The organism is Alteromonas sp. P256 (assembly GCF_036864455.1).
In the GTDB taxonomy this organism is placed as follows: Bacteria; Pseudomonadota; Gammaproteobacteria; order Enterobacterales; family Alteromonadaceae; genus Alteromonas.
The window spans coordinates 52,925-77,546 of record NZ_JAZETM010000009.1; the positions used below are offsets into that span (position 1 = coordinate 52,925).

A 24,622-nucleotide genomic window follows, 5' to 3' on the forward strand; every position below is an offset into this window, starting at 1 on the left:
CTCTATGGTTAATGCAAGGCGTTGACGTTGTTTTCCTCAATAATTTTTTGTGCCTCTTTAATCAGTGCCGGCAAAAACTCTTCAATCAAATCTGTATGGTTAAGTTTAAGTGCTATTTCTAGTTCTTTGGCTAGGTTTTGAAGCCGTGGCAAACCAGTATAGCAGCACGCCCCGTGAAGTTTATGAACTTCAGCAGAAAGTTCGTCAAATGCGAGCCTCTCCATTTGTGACTCTAGGGCGTGTAGGGTGTCTGGCAGCATTGCAATGAAGTCATTCAATAACTCTTTTGCCGCAGCTTGGTTTTGATTTGCACGTTTTAGGGCCAGCTGCCAATCTACCGAAGGGAAAGTAAGTTCACCTGGCTCTATGTCATGACACCATGACTTGATCAAAGTGAGTAGCGAGTCAATTTCAATAGGCTTGGACAGGTAGTCGTCCATCCCTGAGGCAAGCAGTTTTTCCTGTTCTTCTTTTAAAGCATGAGCAGTAACGGCCACAATGGGTGTTCCCATGTTCATGGGCGACTTACGAATTTCGCGAGTCGCGTGAACACCGTCCATACCGGGCATCTGTATATCCATCAAAATCAAGTCAAACTCCTGGGTTTGACACTTGTTGACGGCATCTTGGCCGCTTATGGTGGTGGTTAATTCAATAGCTGAATCGTCAAGCCATGTATGAAGAAGCTTTAAGTTCATTTCTATATCGTCTACCGCGAGCAACCTTGCTCTTGGCAATGCATTTATTTTTTCTTTAAGCGGATTAACCCCAGAAATAATTTGCTCTCTCATCAAACTGTCTAGTTTGGTGATCGTCATAGGCATTCGAATTTGGGTGTAAAAGTGCTGGTATAAATTGGGGTATTTCATAAATGGATCTGGACCCGAATACCACAGCACCCTATTTTTAGCCGGAAACTCGACGAACTTACGTAGGTGCTGCAGCCTTGAGTCTATATGACTGACGGGTGTTGTCGCCATTATGTAATCATACTGTCCATTAAGGCTGCTGAGAAACTCGATAGACTCAACACAGGTGATTTCTGCACCCATCGACTTGAGGATGTTGGCACTCGCTTGTCTAGTGGTGGGGATAGGATCGAAAATTACCACTTTTTTACCTTGCCAGTCAGAATTGGAAGACAGTACATACTTCTGGCTAAGTTGATTCATCCTTAGCGTTACATTAAATATAGACCCCTGCCCAAGCGTACTTTTAAGAGTAAGCGTGCCGTTCATCATATTGACTAGCTCGCGACTAATCACAAGCCCAAGCCCCGTGCCTTGGTAATTCCGATTTAACGCATCGTCTACTTGGGAAAAGGCATTAAACAGCTTTTTCTGATCCTGACGGCTTATACCAATTCCTGTATCGCGAATAACAATATTAACCTCGTGAATGCCGTGCTCGAGTGCGCGACCGCTTACCGCCAAGGTAATGCTTCCTGTAGAAGTAAATTTAAGGGCATTACTGAGCAGATTATTGAGGATTTGCCTTATTCTAAATACATCACCTAAAAGCTTTTCCGGTAGGGGAGCGAGTTCAAATACAAACTCTATACGCTTGGTATGTGATGACTTTGCCATTATTGCTACCATTTCTTCAAACAGCTTATTGGGCGAAAACGGTTGGCTGTTCAAACTTAACTTGCCGGCTTCAATTTTCGAAAAATCGAGCACATCGTTAACAATGGTAAGTAGATTGTCAGCAGCGGTATTCACAATTCGTACCTGCTCTTGCTGATCAGGAGGCAGTGAGGCGTTATTTAGCTCTTTACTGAACCCTAAAATAGCATTGAGTGGTGTTCTAATTTCGTGGCTCATATTTGCCAAGAATTGAGATTTAACATGGCTGGCTTTAATGGCGTCTTTTCTGGCAATGTCTAACCGTACGTTTTGCTCTTCAATGAGCTCCATATTGTTGTGCAAGTCATTAGTGGCCTGCTCTATATCATACTCTAGCTGCCCACGACTTTTCTCCATTAGAGCAATAGAAAACAAACTAGCCTCAAGGAAAACACCAATTTGAAAGCAGTAGGTTGTGAAATCGTTCACAGGCGCAACTCCCAGTAAACTCAGAATACCGACAACCGCCCCAGTCGCTAATAAGCCCCAAGCAAAAATAAAGTACCTCGCAGGTTTAAACTTATTAAAGTAAGCCTCAAAACCCGCAGACACATAGCTCAATATTGAGACTAGTCCGACGCCATAAACTAAGTTGTTCTTCCACATTGATGGCAATAAGTCAGCAAAGCAAACGATGCCGATAATGGTTTGAGTCGCCAGCATTAACTGCAATATGGGGTGTAATGTTGGGGCGTGCCTTTCGCTTTCTAAAAAAGTAATAGTAAATAGGCCAGAGGTAATGCCAATGAAGACAAAAATAAGCTCAGTATGCGCTACCAACCATGCAGGAATACCGTATGCAAAAATAAAGTGTGTGTGCCCTCCCCAGACTACCTGCCAGAGAATAACAGTAAGGATATAACCAACATAGGCGATAATACTTTTTTCTCTGACTCCGAAATAAAGCACCAGGTTATAAATAGCGAGAATTAATAAGCCGCCATAAAATACACCCCATAGCAAACTATCGATCTGAAAATAGCGGCTGTGCTTTGCTGCGGACTGCGCGCGCAAAGGAACAATAATACTAGAAGACTGACTTTCAACACGAATGTAGAGGTCGACAGGGCTTGCGGAGTCTATCTGAGTTTGCAATGTAGGTATGCGAAAGCGCTGTTCTTTTTGCAACTTGCCTTGATGGCTTTGCGCAATAATATTACCGTTTTGAATAAGGTAAAAATCAACTTTATCCAGCTGGCTGAAATTAATGGAGAACACCCAGTCAGGTTCGTTTGATACATTGGTTACCGATTTGAGTAGCCAAACTGCGTTGTCTTGAAAACCAAAGTTGGGGTTTTTGCCTGAATGGGCTAAAAAATCGTTCTTACGCCGAGCAATATCGCTGATACTTAGCTGATAGTTAGTTTCGTATAAGTAATATAAAGAACCAGAAAGATCGAGCGTGCTATTCTCATCATATAACTGTTCAATATGCTGTGCATAGGCACCAGAACTGAATGAACAGCAAAGTGCGGCAGCCACAATACAAAAAGTCAAAAACAAAGTGCGAAAAAAAGGCATGACCAACTATTCTTCTTTTAATTTTATATTAGGGCGTGTTGATCTTTGCTGTACGATTTTTGGGCTAAATGGAATTGTTTTAATCGCGAAACAGTCCTTTAGGCCTAGTGGACTAAGTCAAAGGTCAACACGTCCTATTAAACCACTGTTTTATTTGTATAACAAAGAATTGCCAGGAATGGTAAGCGTCATGCTTTATTTAATAGTTCATTTATTCGTATTATTTGCACCTACAAGCGGTTTACCCCACAATGAAGTGATACGCTCTTGTACTTACTCAAAAAGGCGTGCTATCTCACTTTTACTGCGACCTCGCAAAAAAACAAGCGCATTGGTATTAATAACAAAACGAAAAAATTATCATGAGTGACGAGATCATTATTAGTAACGACGGTGTGGAACAGCTCCCGATGAGACGTTTCACGGAAGATGCCTATCTTAACTATTCCATGTACGTAATTATGGATAGGGCGCTTCCCCATATTTCTGACGGTTTAAAGCCAGTACAGCGCCGCATTATTTATGCAATGTCCGATCTTGGACTCAGTGCCAACGCGAAGTATAAAAAGTCTGCGAGAACCGTAGGTGACGTACTTGGTAAATTTCACCCTCACGGCGACTCGGCTTGTTATGAGGCCATGGTGTTGATGGCGCAGCCGTTTTCTTATCGTTATCCGCTGGTAGATGGGCAAGGGAACTGGGGGGCACCGGATGATCCTAAATCATTCGCGGCTATGCGTTATACCGAAGCTAAGCTGTCTCGCTTTGCCGAAGTACTATTAAATGAATTAGGCCAGGGCACCGTTGATTGGGTACCAAATTTTGACGGAACCTTAAACGAGCCTAGTACGTTACCTGCGAGACTGCCCCACATACTCCTAAACGGTGTGACGGGTATTGCTGTAGGCATGGCGACAGATATACCCCCTCACAATGTGAGAGAGCTAGCCACGGCCTGCGCCATGCTGCTCGACAACAGCAAAGCAGATTTAAACGACGTGCTCGAGCATGTTCATGGGCCTGACTACCCCACCGACGCAGAAGTAATCACGCCGAAAGCAGATATTCGCAAGCTGTATGAAACAGGGCGCGGCTCAATAAAGATGCGTGCTGTGTATCACGAAGAAAATGGTGACATTGTTATTACGGCATTGCCTCATCAGGCGTCTGGCGCCAAGATTTTAGAACAAATTGCGTCGCAAATGCAGGCAAAAAAGCTGCCTATGGTGAGCGACTTGCGGGATGAGTCTGACCATGAAAACCCGACACGACTTGTGATTAGTCCTCGTTCTAATCGCATTGATGTACTGCAGCTTATGCAGCATCTCTTCGCCACCACTGACTTAGAAAAGAACTATCGCGTAAACCTCAATATGATTGGGTTGGACGGCCGCCCTCAAGTAAAAGATTTACGTACTATTTTGGCTGAATGGCTACAATATCGAAAAGATACCATAACTCGTCGGTTACAGTATCGATTAGATAAAGTACTAGCTAGGCTGCACATTCTGGAAGGCTTACTTATTGCCTTTTTAAATATCGATGAAGTTATCGATATTATTCGCACCTATGACAAACCAAAGCCGGAGTTGATATCGCGCTTTGGTTTAAGTGATACACAGGCTGAAGCTATTTTAGAGCTCAAGCTTCGCCATTTGGCCAAGCTTGAAGAAGTAAAAATTAAAGGCGAACAAGAAGAGTTGGCGGCAGAGAGAGATAAGTTACAAACCTTATTAGGCTCTGAACGTCGCTTGAAAACGCTGATAAAAAAAGAAATTTTAGCCGATGCAGAAAAGTACGGCGACGATAGACGCTCACCTATCATTGAGCGCGGTGAAGCAAAAGCGTTGTCTGAAAAAGAGTTAATACCTGCCGAGTCAGTCACAGTGGTATTGTCTGAAAAAGGGTGGGCTCGTTGCGCGAAAGGTCACGATATTGATGCTGAGGGATTAAGTTATAAAGCGGGAGACGGTTACCTTGGTAGTGCAGAAGGTAAGAGTAATCAACCTGCGGTCTTCATGGATTCATCTGGGCGTACCTTCTCATGTGATGCTCACGGCCTGCCTTCTGCAAGGAGTCAGGGCGAGCCATTAACCGGACGCTTTAGCATTGTAGGTGGCGAGTCATTTGAACACGTCATCATGGCTTCAGATGAGAGTAAATTTTTAGTGGGTTCTGACGCTGGCTACGGTTTTTTGGGAACCTTCAAGGACATGGTGAGTAAGAACAAAGCGGGTAAAGCTTACCTGTCGTTACCAAAGGCTGCTAAGGTAATGACGCCAGTGCTGGTGAGTAATCCAGATTCTGACCTGTGCTTAAGCATCTCCAATGAAGGCCGTATGCTGATGTTCCCGCTTCGAGATTTGCCGAGTTTAGGTAAAGGCAAAGGCAATAAGCTTATAAACATTCCGTCAGCTAAGTCTCAGGCAAGAGAAGAGTATGTCAAAGTACTTACCGTTGTGCCTGCAGGTGCATCAATTAAAGTGGCTGCTGGTAAACGCAATATGACATTGTCGGCTGAAGACTTAGAGCACTACCAAGGTGAACGAGGACGCAGAGGTAATAAGCTGCCAAGAGGGTTGCAGCGAGTCGATAACGTAGAGGTTGTATTTGAAAAAAATGACAGCCAAATCGAAAATCTATTATAAATTTTGTTGTTATCGTGTGGTGTGAACTACACTTTTGTCACAACAGTGAAGGAAACCGGATATGCTGGGTATAGTTTTTACGTCGTTGATCGATATGTTAGAAGAAAACGTGTCACCTGAGTTTGCCGATGACGTGATTATGGAAGCTGAATTAGAAAACGAGGGGGCTTACACGGCTGTAGGCTACTATCCGTTTGAAGAAATGGAACGGCTATTGGCGGTGCTGATTGAAAAAACCGGCAAGTCTGCCAACGAGTTGCTGCACGACTTTGGTTACTATCTTTTTGGGAAGTTAGGCGCTGCTCATGGTGATGTACTAGCAAATACTGACAGTATGCTGGATATGTTGGGGCATCTTGACGATGACATTCATGTACAGGTTAAGAAGCTCTACCCTGACGCCGATTTACCACGTTTTAAGGTATTGTCGCGAACGGACACGACAATGCGATTGCAGTACTACTCTGAACGCAGTTTGTTCGCTCTAGCAGAGGGCCTTATGGATGGTGCAGCCGACTATTTTAATTGTAAGTTGGAGCGCGAAACGCGTCAGCTTAGTAGCCCTCATACTTATGAATTCAGCATTGCTGTAGTTTCATAGGTTGTATATGTCCGAAAATTATACGGATAGTGATAAGCGCATACTGATACTTGAACGCCGGTTAAAGCGTGAAAGAAATGCGCGCGAAGAAGCTGAAGGTTTACTTACAAAAAAGTCGCAGCAGCTTTATGATGCGCTCCGTGATAGTCAGCAATCTCAAGCTGATTTGGAGCTTGCGTTATGGGCGTCTCAGGAGTCTTTTTGGAGCTGGCGAGCCGATTCTGACATTGTGGAGATTCGCTCATTCTCGCTCTACAGCGGCCAACGCTCCACCTGGTCTGGTTCAGTGCTAGAGCTCATGGCACGTGTGCATGAGGATGATATTGAAAACCTTCAGCTTTATTGGTCTACGGCGATACACGGTAATAGAGATCGTATTGAGGTATCGTTTCGTCTGTATTTTAAAGATGATTATCAATGGATAAGGCTGCGAGGCCGGGTGCTCAAAAGAGGCAGCGCTAGCGAAGCGCTCAATATTGTTGGCACCACCAAAGACATTACTCAACAGCGCAAAGCAGAGCAATCCTTTGATTTAATGGCATCTGCGTTTGCTAGCTCACGAGAGCCAATGCTGGTGTTAACTCCAGATCTTGTGATCACAGAATGCAACGAAGCCTTTATTCGTTTGATAGGGGCTTCAGTAAAAGATAAGTGCATTGGCGAAAACTTTAATGAATTGTTGACTGCAAAACGGGTAAATAAAGAGCAACTAAAGCTCGATAAGCAGCTCCGTTTTGAATCAAAAATAGATTCGTTGTCGGGTAAAACACGGGTCTTGGATATTTCTGTGGCAGTTTTTGAAGCCCGTCAACAAACCTCCTCTTATTTGATTGCCACGCTTCGCGATGTTAGCGACAGAAAGCGCAATGAAGCGCGATTGAGACAGTTGGCACAGCACGACGACTTAACAGGTCTGTCTAATAGAAATTGGCTTCGCGAGTCCATTGATGCTTATGTCGAGTGTGGTGAGCCTTTCCTTCTTGTGTTTTTAGACTTAGACGGTTTTAAAGCGATTAATGACACCGCAGGCCACGACAAGGGTGACGCAGAACTTAAGCGAGTGGCTGCACTTTTAACCGCGATGTTTGGCGGTATAGGTGAGGTTGGACGGTGGGGCGGCGATGAATTTTTAGTGGTGCTCAAAGAAGACGCGTCTGGCAGTGTTAAAGAAAAGTGTGAGAGGCTAATAGAACAAATAGAAGAGGACGTAATTTATGCCAAAGGCACTGAATTGCGATTGTCTTCAAGTATTGGTATTGCCGCCTATCCAGAGCACAGTGACGGCATAAAAAGTCTCATTCAATGCGCCGATGCAGCAATGTATAGAGCAAAAGAATTAGGCAAAGGGCAAGTGTTTATTTACGAACCTGGCTTATACGAGAGTATGACGCAGCAGGTAAGTATGGTGAACGACTTGCGAAAGGCGGTAGAAAACCATTTGCTCGATTTTTACATACAAGGGAAGTATGACCTTCACGGTAACTTAAAAGGAGGAGAAGTACTGTGTCGCTGGATTTCGGGCCTTCACGGAGTGGTATCGCCTTCCGTATTCATTCCAATTGCTGAGGAGCACAATCTCGATAGCGCCATTGGTTTATATGCAATAGAGGCAGCTTGTGACTATATCTCTATAATGGAGTCGCAGCAGGGGGAAGCCATTCCCTTATCGGTGAACATTAGTGCGAATCAAATGCTCGATGAAACATTTCCAGAAAAAGCCTTAGACATCTGCCGTACGAATGACGTATCTCCTGAATACATTGAGTTAGAGCTCACTGAATCGGTGTTTGTACGCGATGAAAAAACCGCACTGCGCTCATTAAATGCATTGCGAGAGCTTGGCTTTAGACTATCGCTTGATGATTTTGGCAGCGGTTTCTCGTCATTAAACTATTTGCGTATGTTTCAGTTTCAGGTGGTAAAAGTAGACAGAAGCTTAGTGAGTGGGGTACATCAAGACAGTAAAGCCTATGCGTTATTTAGCGGCATAATAACCATGCTTAGAAGCTTAGACATTGAGGTTGTTGCCGAAGGTGTAGAGCTAGAAACTTACCTACCCTTTATGGAGCAGGCCGACGTGCAGCTTATGCAGGGTTTTTATTTTGATAAGCCAATGCCGTACGACCAATTTTTAGCACGACATACAGCAGATCCTAATTTAACTAAGCGCTAATAATATTTGCCTGTGTGTAAACTGCAACTAGCAGCTATTTATCTTCAAGCTCAAGTCGCTCTTGGTACAAATTGCGTGCATTAACCAGCTCGTTGTAACGCTCAAGTAATTTGGGGTTGGTTTTTAAATGTTCCATGATGTTGTTAAGCTGTTGTTCGCTGTAATCATCGGTTGCAACCTTCAGTTGAGAGCGTTGTACCGATAGGAATAGTGGGTTTTCACCAAGAAATTCACGTGGGGCTCGTTGCGAGGTCATTTTATCCATTTGCTCATACATAGCGATACTAGCAAATGCCGGAATACATTTTTTTTCCTTTACTCTTGAGAACGAGTTGCGAGCCACCCGCTTGCATTCAACCTTAAATTTTCGGTTTGTGGTAATGCTATTATACAGTTCGTAAAAATTTAACTCGGCGCTATTCACCAGCTTCTTAAAAAAGGAAACCGGACGTTTTCCAGTAACCTCTATGACTTCGACGTCATGAGAAGAGCTTTCGCTACCCAAGCTCATTGAAGAGAAACCCGTTGTTAATACAATTAATACACTCCATGTTATTACTTGCTTTAGATTAGTCATTACTTGCTGCGCTCCTTTTAGCTTCGGGTTTTAACTTCTGGTTCGATTTGGGTTACCGTAAATTGTGATTTTTGGCTCATAAAACAGTAAGAAATAATTTAAAAAAAAGAAAGCAATAACGTAAAAAATGATGTTTATTTGATTAATTACTTGTAACACTATTCATTGAGGCCAGATAAAAATTCACTTATTTAAGGTGTTAATCCCACCTCCTGTATGTTTACTGCTATGGCTCTCGTATTTCCAATAACCTGTATTTTCAAACACTATTTTTGGCAAAAGCTAGCAGTTTAAAAGGGTACTTCAAAATTATAGTGGAGCATGTTTACAATATGTTTGCAGCACTCACAGCGCAGTTTGACAGGTAGTCCGTAATATAAATATAATCAAAGTAAGGGAATAGAGAGACTAATTTATATGGAAATGAAACTGGGTAATTGTATCTTTGATGACAAGCTACAAACCCTCAAGAATGAGCGTAATGTTGTATTGCTTGCCCGCAAGCCTTCATTGGTGCTCAGGCAATTGCTTGCTCAAAAGAATGAGCTCGTTACCAGAGAAGTATTGATCGATAGCGTTTGGGATGGTCGTACCACGTCATTATCAACTATGAATCAAACGATTTATTTGCTCAGAAAAGCATTCAAAGCGCTCAATGATGACAGCGTCGTCATCAAATCAATCAGGCACTCAGGGTATGTGTTAACCAACGAAACAAACTGTTGACTGTCTCAATTGATTAAGCCCCAACATGCGAGTGAGTGCTGTCGGGGCTTTGAATTACTTTGCGTTCGTGCTTTCGAAAATCTTGTCTGCAGAGGCTGCAACAAAACCCTGATAACGTTCGCCGTTTGGCATGTCATAGCGCTGAGCAAATTCATAAAAGCAGCTTGGAATAGACAGCGTTTCTTCGCTAAATGAAACGTCGCTACGGTCGGCCATGGTCGATGACTGAGCTAGGAAAACCTCAGGGCCACCTTTTATTTCGCCGCCGGATGTATTTAAAACAACCCCAGCTTCTTTCAGAAGGGTGTTTACATCACTCAGCTCATTAGTGCGACTCAAGTGGTTAACACTTACCGTAAAGTGATTCGCTCTGAAACCCCATGCAGCCATCCAAGCAGCGTATTCAGACTCATTGATAAGCGTATCGTATTCAGCTTTACTCACATCCCAGTGCTTACCCGAGTACAGGAAATTGTCTGCATCAGTAATATCACTTGGCATTTGTGCCACTAGTTTTTTTATAATTGCTTGAGCATCGTCTGATAGTTCATCAACGCGAAGTTCGCTAATAAACACTTTAGGCTTTGTATCGTCTGGGTGCTCAAAGTGTTTTGCCGTTAACTTTTTCGCTTCAAAATCGTAGTCGCCTTTTGCTTGATAGCCCAGCGCTAGAAAGTGAGCTGCTAACTTATCAAGTCGTGTCTTATCTAACGCAAAGGTTCTAAACGCAACGTGGTCGTTTACAATATTGCTATTGTTTTCTTCACCGGCAAGCAGGGTATGAATCTTGTGCGCAGACGGCGTTATCTTTACGTAGTCTTCCCACATGTTGGCAAATAAGGTATCGATATTACTATGCATTTTAGTAGGGTCCTTGCATTTTTATAATGATAAGCCAGGGCTTAACTTGCCCGGTAGCGTCACTTTATCGAGCTCAACCGACGCCACAGGGTAGGCGCAATAGTCAGCGGCATAAAACGCACTGGCACGGTGGTTACCGCTATCGCCAATCCCACCAAATGGTGCAGCGCTGCTTGCGCCTGTAATCGGTCTATTCCAGTTAACGATACCTGCACGAATGCGAGCAAAGAAATAGCGATAGTCTTCTTCGCTATCACCAAGTAAACCAGCCGATAAGCCAAAGCTCGTATTGTTAGCTTCTGCAATGGCATCGTCAAAGTCAGTGTATCGAATAACTTTAAGTAGCGGACCGAAATGCTCTTCATCAGGCAATGCGTCAAGCATGTCTGTTACGTCGATAATACCTGGCGTGGCAAACCCTTTTTGCGGATCTGGTTGTTCTAATCTAACGAGCACTTTACTGCCTAATGCTTCAAGCTCGCTTTGCGCTTCAACCATAGAAGCTGCCGCCTTGCTTGAAATCATCGCGCCCATAAAGGGTTGGTCTTCTGCATCATAATCGCCCACTTTGATATTCTTAGTCATAGCAATTAAGCGCTCGAGGATTGCGTCACCTTGCGCGTTTGCGGGCAAAAATAAGCGACGTGCACAGGTACAGCGTTGTCCAGATGTAATGAAAGCCGATTGCACGATGTCATGAGTCGCGGCATCTATGTCACTGACATCTTTAACGATGAGGGGGTTGTTACCACCCATTTCAAGGGCAAGAATTTTGCCAGGATGACCTGCAAACTGTTCGTGCAGCACTCGACCCGTGCGTGAGCTACCGGTAAAAAACAAACCGTCAATATCGTGATGAGCGGCAAGTGCTTTGCCCGTTTCGACTTCACCTTGTACAAGGTTTAACACGCCTTTAGGTAAGCCAGCAGCATCCCACAGTTTCACCATTTCTTGCGCTACCATAGGCGTGAGGTCGCTTGGCTTAAATACGACGGTATTTCCCGCAATGAGTGCAGGCACAATGTGACCATTTGGCAGGTGGCCTGGGAAGTTGTAAGGCCCGAATACAGCCACGACACCGTGAGGCTTATGACGTATAAATGCCTTACCCACTGGCATAGGGTTTTCCACATCACCGGTACGCTCAAAGAATGCTTTTTCAGAAATGCCAATTTTACCCATCATGGCGCCAACTTCAGTGGCCGTTTCCCACTCTGGCTTGCCCGTTTCTTTCGCCATTACTTTAGCTAGGTGTTCTTTCGCTTCTTCTAGCTTGCTGCCGTAGGCTTTGATGATGTCTAGGCGTTGCTCTACGGTTTTTAAGCTCCATTCAACAAGAGCTGCTCTGGCTGATTTAATCGCCGTATCTATTTGTGATGCAGTTGCAGATTTCCCTTCCCAAATAACCTCATTTTTAGCTGGATCTATTGAGGTAAGGTCGTGACCTTCTCCGGCAATCCATTCACCGTTTATGTAATGTGTGTGTAGCATAGGGGAGTCCTTTATTAGTCGCGAAACGTAACGGGCGCAAAGCGCACCGAGTCGCCTTCATTAACATTTAAGGCCGCAGCAGCTTGACGAGACAGCACCGCAACACGTTGTTCTTCACTTACGGTCATTTCTGCAGCCACTGCGCGAAACTCGCTAATAGACGTGTTGATGATGTAGTGGGTTTGTCCCTGAGCCGCAGCCATGTCGTCAATAACAACAGGTAGCTTAAGACTAGACTGAGCGGTTCGAATATGACTAAGATTCGCTTCTACAGTAGGGCCTGCATCGAAAATATCCACATAGCCTCTGCACGAGAACCCTTCTTCTTCCAAGAGTTGCAGTGCAGGGCGAGTTTTGTCGTGAACCTTACCAATGACATCCTGTGCCGCTTGACTGAGCAAGTTCACGTAAATAGGGTATTTCGGCATAAGCTCGGCAATAAACACCTTATTGCCAATTCCAGTAAGGTAGTCGGCAGTAGGGAAGTCCATTGAGAAAAAGTGGGTTTCCAACCATTCCCAAAACGGAGAACGGCCCTCTTCATCACTCACACCTCGCATTTCTGCAATGACGGTTTCAGAAAAGCGCTCGCGATGTTCCATCATGAATAAAAATCGGACTTTCGATAGGAAGCGACCGTTAATTCCGCCTCTCGCTTGCTCACGTAAAAACAGCGTGCAAATTTCTGTAACGCCAGTGTAGTCGTTACAAAAAGTAAGAATATCCACTGTATTGTGGATGTTTAACTCACGAGATGCGTGCACCACTTTACTCAAGTGATAATGGTAAAAGGCATCGTCAATACCTACCGCGGCTTCAATGCCTGAGGTACCAACGACTTCACCGGTTGCAGTGTCTTCCATCACGAATAAATAAGACTCATCGCCTGGCTCAGTCACATTAGTCTTGTTAAATGTACTGTCGGCGCGGTCTATTTTACGCTGTAAAAGCTCATCGTTAACGGGCAAAGACGTAAAGCCAATGCCCGATTCGACAGCGATATCCTTAAGCGCATTGTAATCCGCTTTTTTTATAGGGCGAATGATATTCATATTCACTACTCTGGTAGAGGCTATTAGGCGTTTACAACAGCGGCAACCGCGCGCTCGAAACGTGCTAGACCTTCTACGATGTCTTCGTCAGGAATGACAAGTGACGGTGCAAAACGAATGACATTCATACCGGCAACTAAACACATTAAGTGCTCTTTAGTGGCTGCTGTCATAAAGTCCTTTGCGCGGCCCTGATATTTCTCATTCAATGCACAACCAAGAAGCATACCCTGACCACGAATTTCTTCGAACACGTGATATTTATCGTTTATTTCGCCAAGTATTTTGCGGAACAGCGCTTCTTTTTTCAGCACGCCCTCTAGTACTTCAGGTTGATTGACAATATCCAAAGCTTTTTCTGCCACGGCGCAGGCCAGTGGGTTACCACCATATGTACTGCCATGAGTACCCGGCTTAAGGTGAGCAGCAATATCTGTGGTAGTTAACATGGCACCAATTGGGAATCCGCCGCCCAACGATTTTGCGGTAGTTAAAATGTCAGGCGTTACGCCTAAACCCATGTAAGCATAAAGGTGACCTGTACGACCAACACCAGATTGCACTTCGTCTAGAATGAGCAGTGCATTGTGCTTGTTACATAACTCGCGTACGCCTTTAACAAACTCAATGTCTGGGGTAATGATACCGCCTTCACCTTGCAACGGCTCCATCATAACTGCACAGGTTTTATCAGAAATCATTGCCTCAAAAGCAGCAAGGTCGTTGAAGTCGCAATGCTCAACGGCGCCTGGCTTAGGTCCAAAACCATCAGAGTATGCTGCTTGTCCGCCCACTGTTACCGTGAAGAATGTACGGCCGTGGAAACCTTTATTAAACGCAATAATTTGATTCTTATCTTCGCCGTGCTTATCAAGAGCCCAACGGCGCGCAAGCTTAAGTGCCGCTTCGTTAGCTTCTGCACCAGAATTTGCGAAATAGACTTTGTCAGCGAACGTAGCGTCAGCCAGTTTTTTCGCCAAGCGTAGTGATGGCTCGTTAGTAAAAACATTACTTAAATGCCAAAGCTTTGAACCTTGCTCATTTAATGCTTTAACAAGCTCAGGGTGGCAGTGACCTAATACATTTACTGCAATGCCGCCTGCAAAGTCGACGTACTCAGCACCTTCTTGATCCCAGACGCGCGAGCCTTCGCCGCGAACCGGTACCATAGAAGCCGGGTTATAGTTAGGAACCATTACATCGTCAAACGTCGCGCGAGTTACCTTCATTATCACTACCTCTGCATTGAGCGCCTTACACCAAATCTGGTGTGAAAAAGCGCAAAAAATAAAACTATACTGGAACTTAGTATGCCATTTTTTTAACCATTTGTCTTGTCTTGGGGATGCTCTAGCCCTTTGTTTACAAGGACTGTGGCTTAATTTGCAAGAAAAGTGAATAACTATTAACTGCTAAGCAATATCATTTGGTAATAGAGGTTTTCAATAGATAATTTTCGGCTAAGGCATGCAGCAACGGGGCGCTACGACTTAAAATGAGTGACTAGTTTTTGCTTAAACGATTATCTCTTGTGTCGGCGGGCTGCATGAATATCCACTAAAAATTAATCTTCGGCATCACTTTTTACGAGAGGGAGTGTGAAAATATCAATATTTTTTAATTTTGCTAACATTCCCTGAGGGTATTTTAATACTGACAACGTGCTTTTTGCCGTTTTGGCGTCGGTGAGTTTGGTTTGATGCAGCGATCGAACTTGAGCGTATAATCGCGCTTGTGACAATGTGTCGCTTAATACTGAGGGTTCTGCGTGTGATGAACCCGCAACTGCCCGCATAGCAGGCGTGATAAACAGTCGTTTCAATGCCAGTTCGTCTAACACATCTGCGGTTAACGCATCGGCAAAAGTGTGCTGTAGCGCAATGAGATGATTGGCTGATGGCACTATTTTAACTAATGCATCGTGGCGCTTGTGCTCCTTGTCTTTCTGACACTCTTGCAAGAGGTGCAGCTGTACTTTGTCGAACATTCTAAAATAAAGGCGAATAACAGCGCATCTGCCTAAGTTACCTAACATGCCAAGCATATAGGCATCGCTCTTGTTTATTCCCTGTGCGATGGCGATGTGCTGCGCTGTTATCGCTACACCCGTTGAATAACTAGACAGCTTTTGTTTAATTAGCGGGTAGGGGTCGGTAATTTGCGGCGTGGCGCGTTTTACAATGAGTGACGGGATAAGCAGTCTTAAGTTTTCAATGCCTAAAAAGCTAAGCGCCGTTCGCAGTGTCTCAACAATGATGATGCGACCTCGAGAATCTTTTCTTCTAAAGCAAGCTGTATTCACAATGCGCGTAAGGTCGTCGACAAGCCACGGCATAGTGGCAACGATAGGTTCAAGTTTTGAGACAGAACAGGCTCTTACCGTTAGTGCATCAAGCAGCATACCAACATTGGACGGCAGGTTTAGCAGGTTGCTTATCACCCCTGGCGTATCTTTGAGATACTCCGACATTTCTTCAACGATAATATCGTGGAGTTGATAGCTGATTGATTCGATATAAGAAGCTTCGGAGGTTCTTTGTAGCCGCTTATTCTCAATGGCCACTTTTTCTACGTGCAGCAGCTGCCTGCGTGCATCGCCTTGCTCTGATTGTTCAAAGGTAACTTTGCCCGTTGGCGATTTTCCCAAGATCTCGAACACACGCTCTGTTGAGATAATAAAATTCTCAAAACAGTCGTTAACAGTGGGTTGCTCCGTGTGTTCTGTAGGGGCTGTGGGCACGTGCAGTCGACTCCGATGCTTAATAGTTTCGTACGTTGCTGTATTGTCGTACATTTTATGGCAGTTTCCCACTTTCGATTATCGCTATACCGCTCTTTCACCAAAAAGTCGCTTAATAGCCTGCTTCCTAAGCTTTGAGTCGATAAGGCCACTAGCTAGTCAGGCCACTAGCTAGTCAGAACTCTAGCTAGTCAGAACTCTAGCTAGTCAGAACGCTAGCTAGTCAGAGCTCTAGCTACTCAAAAGTCCAGCTAAACAGGCCTCAAGCTCAAGACTCGGCCAAGCACATCAACTTTGCATTTTAGGTAAGCAATGTATTTAAACACTATAAAAAATGGACTTTTTAAGTCCGTATTAAGGACGTATCGGCAAGAGATACAATTACTTAAGCTATGGCTTGATTAGGGCGTGTTTATCTTTGCTGAACATTTTCTCAGCAGTCTATGGGCTGTTTAGACAGGGATATAAACTTCGCTAGCACATCGTGACCATATTCGGTCAACAGCGATTCAGGGTGATATTGAACTCCCCAAATAGGCATACTTTGATGAGAGATAGCCATAATTTCTTTTTGACCAACATTGGTGGTGCACCACGCATCAGCATTGAGGCATATAGGCAGACTTTCGGGTTTTAATACCAGAGAGTGGTAACGAGTAACGTTGAACGCCTCTGGCAGTCCGTTTAGTAGGCCGGTATCGCTATGGTGTAGTTCTGATACTTTTCCGTGCTTTATTTCTTGTGCACCAACCACACTGGCCCCAAAAACTTGACCTATAGCCTGATGTCCTAAACACACACCTAAAATAGGAATAGTACCGGCAAATCGCTCTATTGCCTGTAAACTAATCCCCGCTTCATTCGGTGTGCAGGGGCCTGGTGATATAACGAGCTGAGATGGCGCTAGATGAGCAATCTCATCCAGCGTGATGGCGTTATTTCGCACTACTTTTACGTTTACGCCTAACTCTAAAAAATAGCGAGCTAAGTTGTGCGTAAACGAATCAAAGTTATCAATCAACAATAACACGGTAGTGCTATACCTCTGTGTGATATTAAAGCTATGTATTTTATAAAAACGAGTATGAAACACGTAGCATGATCAGTAAGTACTATGTTCAACAAGTACTATGCTAAACAATTATCATGTTCAACAAATACTATGTTCAACAAGTGCTATGCTAAACAATTATCATGATCAACACGTGAGTGGGTTACTTTACGGTAAAAGCGAGCCTATGGTTTAGGAATAAAACCTACCGCATCGTACACTTTCTTCAATGTCACACTTGCTCGTTCTGAGGCCTTATTGGCACCACTTTGCATTACCTCGTCAAGGAAAGCTCTGTCGGCACGAATTTTTGCGTATTCTTCTTGAATCGGTGTAATCAGTGACACAACTGCTTCAGCAACATCGCCTTTAAGGTGTCCATACATTTTGTCAGTGTACTCAGGCTCCAGTTCTTTTATCGATTTGCCCGTTGATAAAGATAGCAAGGTCAGTAAGTTAGATACGCCCGGCTTTTCTGTAGAGTTAAAATAAATATTGGCCTGCTCGTCTGAGTCGGTAACGGCGCGCTTTATTTTCTTCGTCAGCTTTTTAGGCTCTTCAAGCAAACCAAGAAAGTTATTCGGGTTTGTATCCGACTTAGACATTTTCTTTTCAGGCTCTTGTAAGCTCATGATTCGAGCCCCAAAGTCTGGAATATACGGGTCAGGTAGTTTAAATATATCGCCGTAAAGATTATTCACCCGAGTCGCGATATCGCGAGTTAGCTCTAGATGTTGTTTCTGATCTTCACCAACGGGCACTTTGTCTGCTTGATAGGCCAATATATCTGCGGCCTGCAATACCGGATAGCTATATAAACCTACGTTGATATTGTTTTCGTTTTTGGCAGACTTATCTTTAAACTGAGTCATTCGGTTGAGTTCGCCCATTTGAGCGTAACAGTTTAGCACCCAAGATAGCTGCGCATGCTCAGGCACGTGAGACTGCATAAAGATAGTGCTTTTTTGCGGGTCGATACCACAAGCAAGGTAGAGCGCTAGGCCATCTAAGCAGGCTTCAAATAACTGCCTGGGATCTTGGCGCACCGTAATCGCATGCAAATCGACAATCATATAAAGACAGTCGTAATCTGCTTGCATGGAAACCCATTGCTTAAGCGCACCCATATAATTGCCTAGGGTGAGTTGTCCAGAAGGCTGACAGCCACTTAATACAACGGGTTTATTACTCATTATTTTTACCTGTAATTGTGTTTAATAAATTATGCTTTAGTCAGCGATGCGAGCTCTTGTCGCATTTCGCTGATGACTTTTGTGTAATCGTCTTGAGAGAAAATGGCGGAGCCAGCTACGAACATGTCTGCGCCCGCTTCTGCGATGTCGCGAATGTTATCTACTTTTACGCCACCGTCAATTTCTATTCTTATATCGTAGCCACTTTCTGCAACGCGCTGCTTAACTGCACGTACTTTATCCAGTGTCGATGGGATAAAGGCCTGTCCGCCAAAGCCTGGGTTCACCGACATTATAAGAATGTGGTGAAGTTTATCCATCACATGATCTAGGTAATGTAGCGGTGTCGCTGGATTAAAGACCAATCCTGGCTTACACCCCGAATCGATAATAAGCTGCAAAGACCTATCGATATGCTCAGAAGCCTCAGGGTGGAAGCTGATATAGGATGCACCCGCATTGGCAAACTTTTCTATTAGATCGTCTACAGGCTTCACCATTAAATGCACATCAATGGGTGCGGTAATACCGTAGTTTCTTAATGCGTCGCAAATCATAGGCCCAAAAGTAAGGTTTGGGACATAGTGGTTGTCCATCACATCAAAATGAACGATATCCGCGCCTGCGCTGATCACTTTCTCGACGTCCGCACCAAGTCGAGCAAAATCTGCGGAAAGAATAGAGGGCGCAATTAAAAATGGTTTCATTTTTCATCCTTAGTCATTAATGCATGCACAGCGATTGATGCTGCAGTGTACATATACGCAATGTACACAGATGCAATGTGCATAGATGCAGGTTGATGAAAGTTTAACGAAATCCGTCGTGCTTTACTACGAACTCTGTGTTTCCTCCAGACAAATTAAAATGCCCCCCTATTTCGAAGAGTGAGAAATGCAATACAGCCTGCCCAATTTTGGGGAGTGCGCGTTAATCTGGTGCATTTTTATTCATTTAACCTGCATGGTTATTTTCATTAGGTTCTTTTGGATTGCTAATAAAGTTATTTAAATCAATAGATTGAAATTAATTCAAACTCTTTTTTACTTGTGCCATAAACGGGCATCAGTTTTGCGTTAGCTAGTGCAAATATAAAAATACAGACAGAAAAATAAATTAGAATTTGACTGGAGAACACACATGAAAACGTCTACAAAAAGAACTCTACTTGCCGCTGCTATATCAACAGCGTGCATTTTCACTGCAATGCCTACTTACGCAGAAGTTACTGCAAACGCAAGTTTCACAAGTAACTACATCTGGCGTGGTCTTACTCAAACAACGAATGATGCAGCTGTTCAAGGCGGTATTGACTATGCACACGAAAGCGGTTTTTACGCAGGTACCTGGGCGTCAAATGTAAACTACGGTGCAGACGATATTTATTCGTATGAGCATGACTTGTATTTCGGTTTCTCAGGTGAGTCTGACCAAGGTATCTCATACGATGTGGGTTACTTGTACTACAACTATGATTCAGAAGCTGAATTTGATTTCGCAGAGGTTTACGGCTCAGTAGGCATGGGTGGTGTTAGCCTTACGGTTTCATTGCTAGCGCACACAGAAGCAGATGAAGGCGAAGGACAGGATTTTGGTTTTGGTAAAGCAACCTATGTTTCATTAGACTACGGCATGCCAGTACTAGACGGTGCTGAACTTGGTTTCCACGTTGGTTACCATCAAGGCGACTTCGCAGAAGCGTTTAACGGTGTACCAGATGGTTACGCAGATTACGGTATTTCATTATCTAAAGACGGTTTTAGCTTTGCGGTTACGGGCACCGATTTAGACGATACTGGCGCAGATGCATACGACAACGATGCAGTAAAATTCACTGTTAGCTACGGTATGGACTTCGAGCTATAAGTGTATTGAAAAGTCTGTTTAGTAAAGACTTTTCTGTTAATTGATAAAAAAGCCCAGCATCATAAAGCTGGGCTTTCTCAATGAATACGTGGGTTAACAGCAGGTTAAAATAATTAGCTTGTTCATTAACCTATTTAGATTATACTAAGATGGAATTTTAACCGAGTGATAGGAGTGTTCAGGATGAAGGTTCTCCCATTTTTTGCCTTGTGTGGTGTCGTTGCGCTTGCTAGTGCGACAATGGTGTCAGCGCCCAACGCTCGCTCGTCTGTCTGTGACTTTCAGCCTGTGACAGAGTTCAACCCCAAGCTGCCCGCTAGTCATATCTTGAATCAATGTGCTCGTTATCAAGAAGGCGTTGAGGAAGTCAGCTGGCTCTCGTGGGTTGCAGGTAAGTCATCGTCATTCCAGTTTCATTTCCTCGATTTATTAGAGCTGTTACACAGCGACAATTCTCATCAAGACTTTTCTTCGTCTCCTAAAGACGCTCAGTAGTGAGTCACAAGTCCGACTCTGGCTTATGGGCGATAGTTGGCAGCGTTCTAGCTAGCTTGTTTGGCGTGCAAAGTCACAAAAATTACGAACGGGATTTTACTCAGGGCACCTTTATTACCTATGCGGTAATTGGTGTGGTCATGGTGGTATTGTTTGTGGTGAGTTTGTTTACTTTTGTGAAATGGTACGTAGGCTAGCCTAACTAATGCCTGTCTAATCTCTTCATAACGTCGTGTCTATGAGGTCTTGCTTTTACTTGTCTGCACTGCTGATATATTTAACGCAGGCCTTTTTGCTTTTCTCGCTCCCTTCTCTTTTTTCGCTGACGGCATCACCGGGGGGAAAAACGCGAGTATTTCATCGACAGGATTGCGCTTCGCGCCATTTTGACTGATGGAGCGTTTTACAGACAACATGCTGAAATCTGCCCCTTGATACAAGTCTCTGGTTAAAGGCAAGTCGTGATTTGAGACTAGCACTGGGATCCCTCTTTTTTGCGAGGTTTTAGCTGCAAGCTGCGCCAATTTTTCCTGCGCTTCTTGCCCAAAACTATGACTGGCGTAACTGGTAAACGCGGCAGTTTTACTTATTGGTGCGTAGGGCGGGTCGCAGTAAATGACATTACCTTGTCTCGCCCTAGTAAACACTTTTTCAAAGGGTAAGCAGGTAAAGGTCGCTTTTTGCGATTTTTCCGAAAACACAAACATTTCATGTTCTGGAAAATAGGGTTTTTTATAGCGCCCGAATGGCACATTAAACCGGCCTTGAAGGCTGTAACGACACAATCCATTGTAGCCATGTCTGTTTAAGTAAAGAAATAAAATGGCGCGGTAATACTCGTCTTCAGTTTTATTAAACTCTTCTCGTAACGCGTAGTACATGGGCTCATTGTTACGAGCAGCACTAAAAAAGTCACGGGCATCATTGATAAGTGCGTCAGGCTGCGCTTTAAGAAAGTTATAAAGATTAATTAAATCTGGATTGATGTCGTTTAAGAGATAACGTTTGTATTGCGTATTCAAAAACACAGATCCGGCGCCGACAAAAGGCTCAATAAGCTTATTTGCTTGCGGTAATCTGGCTTGAATATGCTCAACCAAGCTGTATTTGCCACCGGCCCACTTCAAAAAAGCACGGTTCTTTTTTTGCATCATGCGTAAACGTTACTACCTACACGGAATGAAGACGGTGGTTGTTCCTAACGTCGCCGTTCTAGGCGTATTGCTGGGGAAGGGAGCCTGTCGGCGTCACCACACTAGTCGGTAATTGTATCTTTCATCGTTTAAACGGACAACCGGCAAGTGCTGGCCATTTGATATCTTTTTCAAATCGCCTAAAAAGCCTTCAGTTAGCGCCCATTTACTGACTTTCAGATAAAGCTATTTCCTGCAATATTTGTTGTCCATTTTTTACAAACGCTGACCCTTTGCCAGGGTAATCAGGCAGCGCTTGTTTGGCTTGCTGAGCCTGTGTAGCAGATGAAAACGTTTGGGCATATAGCACGACATACCAATCGCCGCCATAGCGCCGTGTTTTATAAACTCGGATTTGCTGTGCCAAGTTATTTTCTTCAATAAAGTCGTTGAGCACTTGTTCGTTTTTCATTGCTAGCATTTGTAACGCGTACTCATTAAGAGCAATGAACGGAGCTTCTGTACTGCTAGTGACATCTAATTCAGCTCCGGTCGCAGATGGGGCAGTGTCTAAACTAGGTTTCGATTTAGGTTCAGCTAAATTCGCTGTGTTAGCCCCATTGGCGCTTTCGCTTGTGCCGCTGGCAGCCCTTTTATCCTGAGGTAAGGCACGGCCTGTCTTCGACAAGTCACTAGTATCTTTTGATATAGCATTTTGCCAACTGGTAATTAACGCCTCTGGTTGGCTTTGCGCGGCTTCATTGCTTTGCGTGTTCACACTCGCGTTTACTGTGTCATCAGAGGATGCGCGATTATTATTGATATCATCAGCGCCTTGTATTGTGGCTGCCCCACCGATTAGAGAGCCCTCAGCATTCACTCCCGCTTCATTACCCATAGTTTCTGCTGCAACCTGATCGTAAGCAGAACCAGGCGCAACAAGGTTTGCGTTAGCCCCATCTGCCTTGTCTATTGGCGCGAACAAAGAAGCGATGTCGTCGCCGTATTGCCAATAAACTAAACCTGAAAATGTGCTAACAAAAACGCAAAGCAACAATACATAGAGCCATCTCGACTTTAGCGGGTTGGAAAAGGTCAGTGCGCTTTGCTGCTGTCGGTTTTCAAGATGCGCTTGAAAGGCCTCTCGACGCGTTGCAATCATTTTATCTAAATCAGATGCAAAATTAGGTTGCTCATCGATGACAGACTGACTGCTAATAATTAAGGGTGTTTCCGTATTTTTGGCGGGTAGCCACTGCTTTGCTCGTTCTGCCCACTGGCTATCGGCAAACAATAATACGTTTAAATGCTGCTTATTGCCGGCAAATCGACTTTGAAGAACAAGGTCCCACAACTCTTGTAAAAAGCTATCCGGTAGATGATGAGATTGAGTAATGGCAACCAGTATAGGCCCTTCGTGATTATTTAAATCAACAAGTAGCTCGTTTAACGGTCTGACAAAACTGCCTACCACTTGCCCTAACAGCTGGCGACAGAGTTGGCGACGGTAGTCAGACACATCCATCGTCTCTTGTGCAGTCAAATAAGCTATTTCAGTATCATCATGCTGCTGAAAGACAAAGGCTTCTAGGGTTTTTTGTTGCTGAGCAATAGAGTCTCCACTGACAAAAATCAGTTGCGACGAGTAGTTAACTAAATACTCCAAACGTTCATGCAGTTCATTTTGCATGTGTTTGCCCCTATAAAAACCTTGCGGTGAGCAGAAAACAGTAACACCGCAAACGAATGTGTTTATTTGCGGTGTCGAATCTTAAAGGCTAGGAAAGTACGTTAGAAAGTATGTCGTCGGTCACTGCTTTTGTAACCACCGCATTGCCAATGCCTTTTGGAAGCACAAATCGTATGCTACCGGCTTCTACTTTCTTGTCTCGCTTCATATGCTTGACGTAGTCGGCTTTGTTCATACTCTTAGGACCTTCAACGGGAAGGTCGAAAGCTTTAAACAGCGCGGCAACACGACGAGTTTCTGACGTTTCAAACCAATCTAGCTCTTGTGCAGCTAAACAAGCAATTATAGTACCAGCTGCCACGGCTTCACCATGCAGCCAGTTGCCATAGCCTTGCTCTGCTTCTATAGCGTGACCAAACGTATGGCCCAAATTTAGAATGGCACGAAGTCCGCCTTCTCGTTCGTCTTTTGCTACCACATCGGCTTTTATTTCACAGCAGCGGTGGATAGCTTGGCTTAACACGTCGTTGTCGAGTACTTTCAGCGATTCTACTTGAGACTCAAGCCAAGTGAAGAAAGGTGCGTCGTAAATAATGCCATACTTCACGACTTCAGCCATCCCAGCGGCGAATTCTCGCTTTGGAAGGGTGGACAGTGAGAGTGTGTCTATTGCTACAAAAACAGGTTGGTAAAATGCACCAATCATGTTTTTCCCAAGAGGATGATTGACTGCTGTCTTTCCACCCACTGATGAATCAACTTGGGAAAGTAAGGTAGTAGGAACCTGAATAAAAGGGATGCCGCGCTGATAGGTTGCTGCTACAAAGCCAGTAAGATCGCCAATTACCCCGCCGCCTAATGCGATTAACGTGGTATCGCGAGCGGCATTTAGCTCTAACAAACAGGTCATAACGACTTCGAATTGTTCGAGGTTTTTATACTGTTCGCCGTCGGGCAGGATAATGGTTTCTATGTTAACGTCGCCACAGGCAGCTTTTGCTGTCTCTAGGTATAATGGCGCAATGGTTTCATTGGTAACGATAACAGCGAGAGGCCCTTTTATATAAGGGCTAAATAGAGCAGGCTGCGAGAGCAAACCTGCTTCTATCTGTATTGGATAGCTACGGTCTCCAAGTTCCACAGTTAAGGTTGACATGGGCGCAGCACCTCCTAATACAT

General features: G+C 44.2%; 20 protein-coding genes. 7 read left to right on the forward strand and 13 right to left on the reverse strand.

The window, feature by feature from the left end; genetic code table 11:
- Positions 1–8: 8 nt before the first annotated feature.
- Positions 9–3,146, reverse strand: a complete 3,138-nt coding sequence (locus tag V7R39_RS13570; RefSeq protein WP_334031328.1) for a hybrid sensor histidine kinase/response regulator — start codon at positions 3,144–3,146, stop codon at positions 9–11.
- A 362-nt stretch (positions 3,147–3,508) separates the two neighbouring features.
- On the opposite strand from V7R39_RS13570, the gene parC reads away from it, so the two are divergent.
- The 3 genes from parC (at position 3,509) to V7R39_RS13585 (ending at position 8,568) form a co-directional block, all read left to right on the forward strand.
- On the forward strand, positions 3,509–5,794 hold the full coding sequence (parC, locus tag V7R39_RS13575; protein ID WP_334031330.1) for a DNA topoisomerase IV subunit A: 2,286 nt from the start codon (positions 3,509–3,511) through the stop codon (positions 5,792–5,794).
- Positions 5,795–5,855: 61 nt separating this feature from the next.
- Positions 5,856–6,395 carry a heme NO-binding domain-containing protein gene (locus tag V7R39_RS13580; RefSeq protein ID WP_334031332.1) on the forward strand — a complete coding sequence of 180 codons (540 nt, stop codon included), beginning with the start codon at positions 5,856–5,858 and terminating at the stop codon, positions 6,393–6,395.
- Positions 6,396–6,402: 7 nt separating this feature from the next.
- A complete protein-coding gene (locus tag V7R39_RS13585; protein WP_334031334.1) occupies positions 6,403–8,568 on the forward strand; it encodes a putative bifunctional diguanylate cyclase/phosphodiesterase in 2,166 nt (721 codons plus the stop codon).
- Positions 8,569–8,602: 34 nt separating this feature from the next.
- Here the strand turns inward: V7R39_RS13585 and V7R39_RS13590 are convergent, their stop codons facing one another.
- Positions 8,603–9,145: a hypothetical protein gene (locus V7R39_RS13590; RefSeq protein WP_334031336.1), complete on the reverse strand. Its 543-nt coding sequence runs from the start codon at positions 9,143–9,145 to the stop codon at positions 8,603–8,605.
- A 417-nt stretch (positions 9,146–9,562) separates the two neighbouring features.
- Between V7R39_RS13590 and V7R39_RS13595 the strand changes: the two genes are divergently transcribed.
- A complete protein-coding gene (locus V7R39_RS13595; RefSeq protein WP_334031337.1) occupies positions 9,563–9,871 on the forward strand; it encodes a winged helix-turn-helix domain-containing protein in 309 nt (102 codons plus the stop codon).
- 54 nt (positions 9,872–9,925) lie between these two features.
- Here the strand turns inward: V7R39_RS13595 and V7R39_RS13600 are convergent, their stop codons facing one another.
- The 8 genes from V7R39_RS13600 to rpe form a co-directional block, all read right to left on the reverse strand.
- Entirely contained in the window at positions 9,926–10,732 is an 807-nt protein-coding gene (locus V7R39_RS13600) for a DUF1338 domain-containing protein (RefSeq protein WP_334031338.1), read from the reverse strand.
- Positions 10,733–10,753: 21 nt separating this feature from the next.
- Complete coding sequence (astD, locus tag V7R39_RS13605) at positions 10,754–12,223, reverse strand: succinylglutamate-semialdehyde dehydrogenase (protein WP_334031339.1); 1,470 nt, start codon at positions 12,221–12,223, stop codon at positions 10,754–10,756.
- A gap of 14 nt (positions 12,224–12,237) precedes the next feature.
- Positions 12,238–13,275 (reverse strand): arginine N-succinyltransferase, encoded by a 1,038-nt coding sequence (gene astA / locus V7R39_RS13610; RefSeq protein WP_163107010.1) that lies wholly within the window; start codon positions 13,273–13,275, stop codon positions 12,238–12,240.
- 23 nt (positions 13,276–13,298) lie between these two features.
- Positions 13,299–14,504: an aspartate aminotransferase family protein gene (locus tag V7R39_RS13615; RefSeq protein ID WP_334031341.1), complete on the reverse strand. Its 1,206-nt coding sequence runs from the start codon at positions 14,502–14,504 to the stop codon at positions 13,299–13,301.
- A gap of 335 nt (positions 14,505–14,839) precedes the next feature.
- The gene (locus V7R39_RS13620) at positions 14,840–16,015 is read right to left on the reverse strand and encodes an HDOD domain-containing protein (protein WP_334031343.1); all 1,176 of its coding nucleotides are present in this window, start codon (positions 16,013–16,015) and stop codon (positions 14,840–14,842) included.
- A 433-nt stretch (positions 16,016–16,448) separates the two neighbouring features.
- Positions 16,449–17,045, reverse strand: coding sequence for an anthranilate synthase component II (locus tag V7R39_RS13625; RefSeq protein ID WP_334031345.1), 597 nt, complete (start codon positions 17,043–17,045; stop codon positions 16,449–16,451).
- 206 nt (positions 17,046–17,251) lie between these two features.
- Positions 17,252–18,259 carry a tryptophan--tRNA ligase gene (gene trpS / locus V7R39_RS13630; protein ID WP_334031347.1) on the reverse strand — a complete coding sequence of 336 codons (1,008 nt, stop codon included), beginning with the start codon at positions 18,257–18,259 and terminating at the stop codon, positions 17,252–17,254.
- A gap of 29 nt (positions 18,260–18,288) precedes the next feature.
- A complete protein-coding gene (gene rpe / locus V7R39_RS13635) occupies positions 18,289–18,966 on the reverse strand; it encodes a ribulose-phosphate 3-epimerase (RefSeq protein ID WP_334031349.1) in 678 nt (225 codons plus the stop codon).
- Between the two features lie 433 nt (positions 18,967–19,399).
- Here rpe and V7R39_RS13640 point away from each other — a divergent pair, with 433 nt between their 5' ends.
- The 3 genes from V7R39_RS13640 (at position 19,400) to V7R39_RS13650 (ending at position 20,817) form a co-directional block, all read left to right on the forward strand.
- Positions 19,400–20,125, forward strand: a complete 726-nt coding sequence (locus V7R39_RS13640) for a TorF family putative porin (RefSeq protein WP_334031351.1) — start codon at positions 19,400–19,402, stop codon at positions 20,123–20,125.
- Between the two features lie 183 nt (positions 20,126–20,308).
- Positions 20,309–20,620, forward strand: a complete 312-nt coding sequence (locus V7R39_RS13645) for a hypothetical protein (RefSeq protein WP_334031353.1) — start codon at positions 20,309–20,311, stop codon at positions 20,618–20,620.
- The gene (locus V7R39_RS13650) at positions 20,620–20,817 is read left to right on the forward strand and encodes a DUF2970 domain-containing protein (RefSeq protein ID WP_032095185.1); all 198 of its coding nucleotides are present in this window, start codon (positions 20,620–20,622) and stop codon (positions 20,815–20,817) included. Before V7R39_RS13645 ends, V7R39_RS13650 begins: the two co-directional genes overlap by 1 nt.
- A 39-nt stretch (positions 20,818–20,856) precedes the next feature.
- Here V7R39_RS13650 and V7R39_RS13655 read toward each other — a convergent pair whose 3' ends face one another.
- The 3 genes from V7R39_RS13655 to aroB all read right to left on the reverse strand — a co-directional run bounded on the left by V7R39_RS13655 (position 20,857) and on the right by aroB (position 24,599).
- The gene (locus V7R39_RS13655; protein WP_334031355.1) at positions 20,857–21,774 is read right to left on the reverse strand and encodes a Dam family site-specific DNA-(adenine-N6)-methyltransferase; all 918 of its coding nucleotides are present in this window, start codon (positions 21,772–21,774) and stop codon (positions 20,857–20,859) included.
- A 205-nt stretch (positions 21,775–21,979) separates the two neighbouring features.
- Positions 21,980–23,443, reverse strand: coding sequence for an SPOR domain-containing protein (locus V7R39_RS13660; protein WP_334031356.1), 1,464 nt, complete (start codon positions 23,441–23,443; stop codon positions 21,980–21,982).
- Between the two features lie 88 nt (positions 23,444–23,531).
- On the reverse strand, positions 23,532–24,599 hold the full coding sequence (aroB, locus tag V7R39_RS13665) for a 3-dehydroquinate synthase (protein ID WP_334031358.1): 1,068 nt from the start codon (positions 24,597–24,599) through the stop codon (positions 23,532–23,534).
- Between the last annotated feature and the right edge of the window lie 23 nt (positions 24,600–24,622).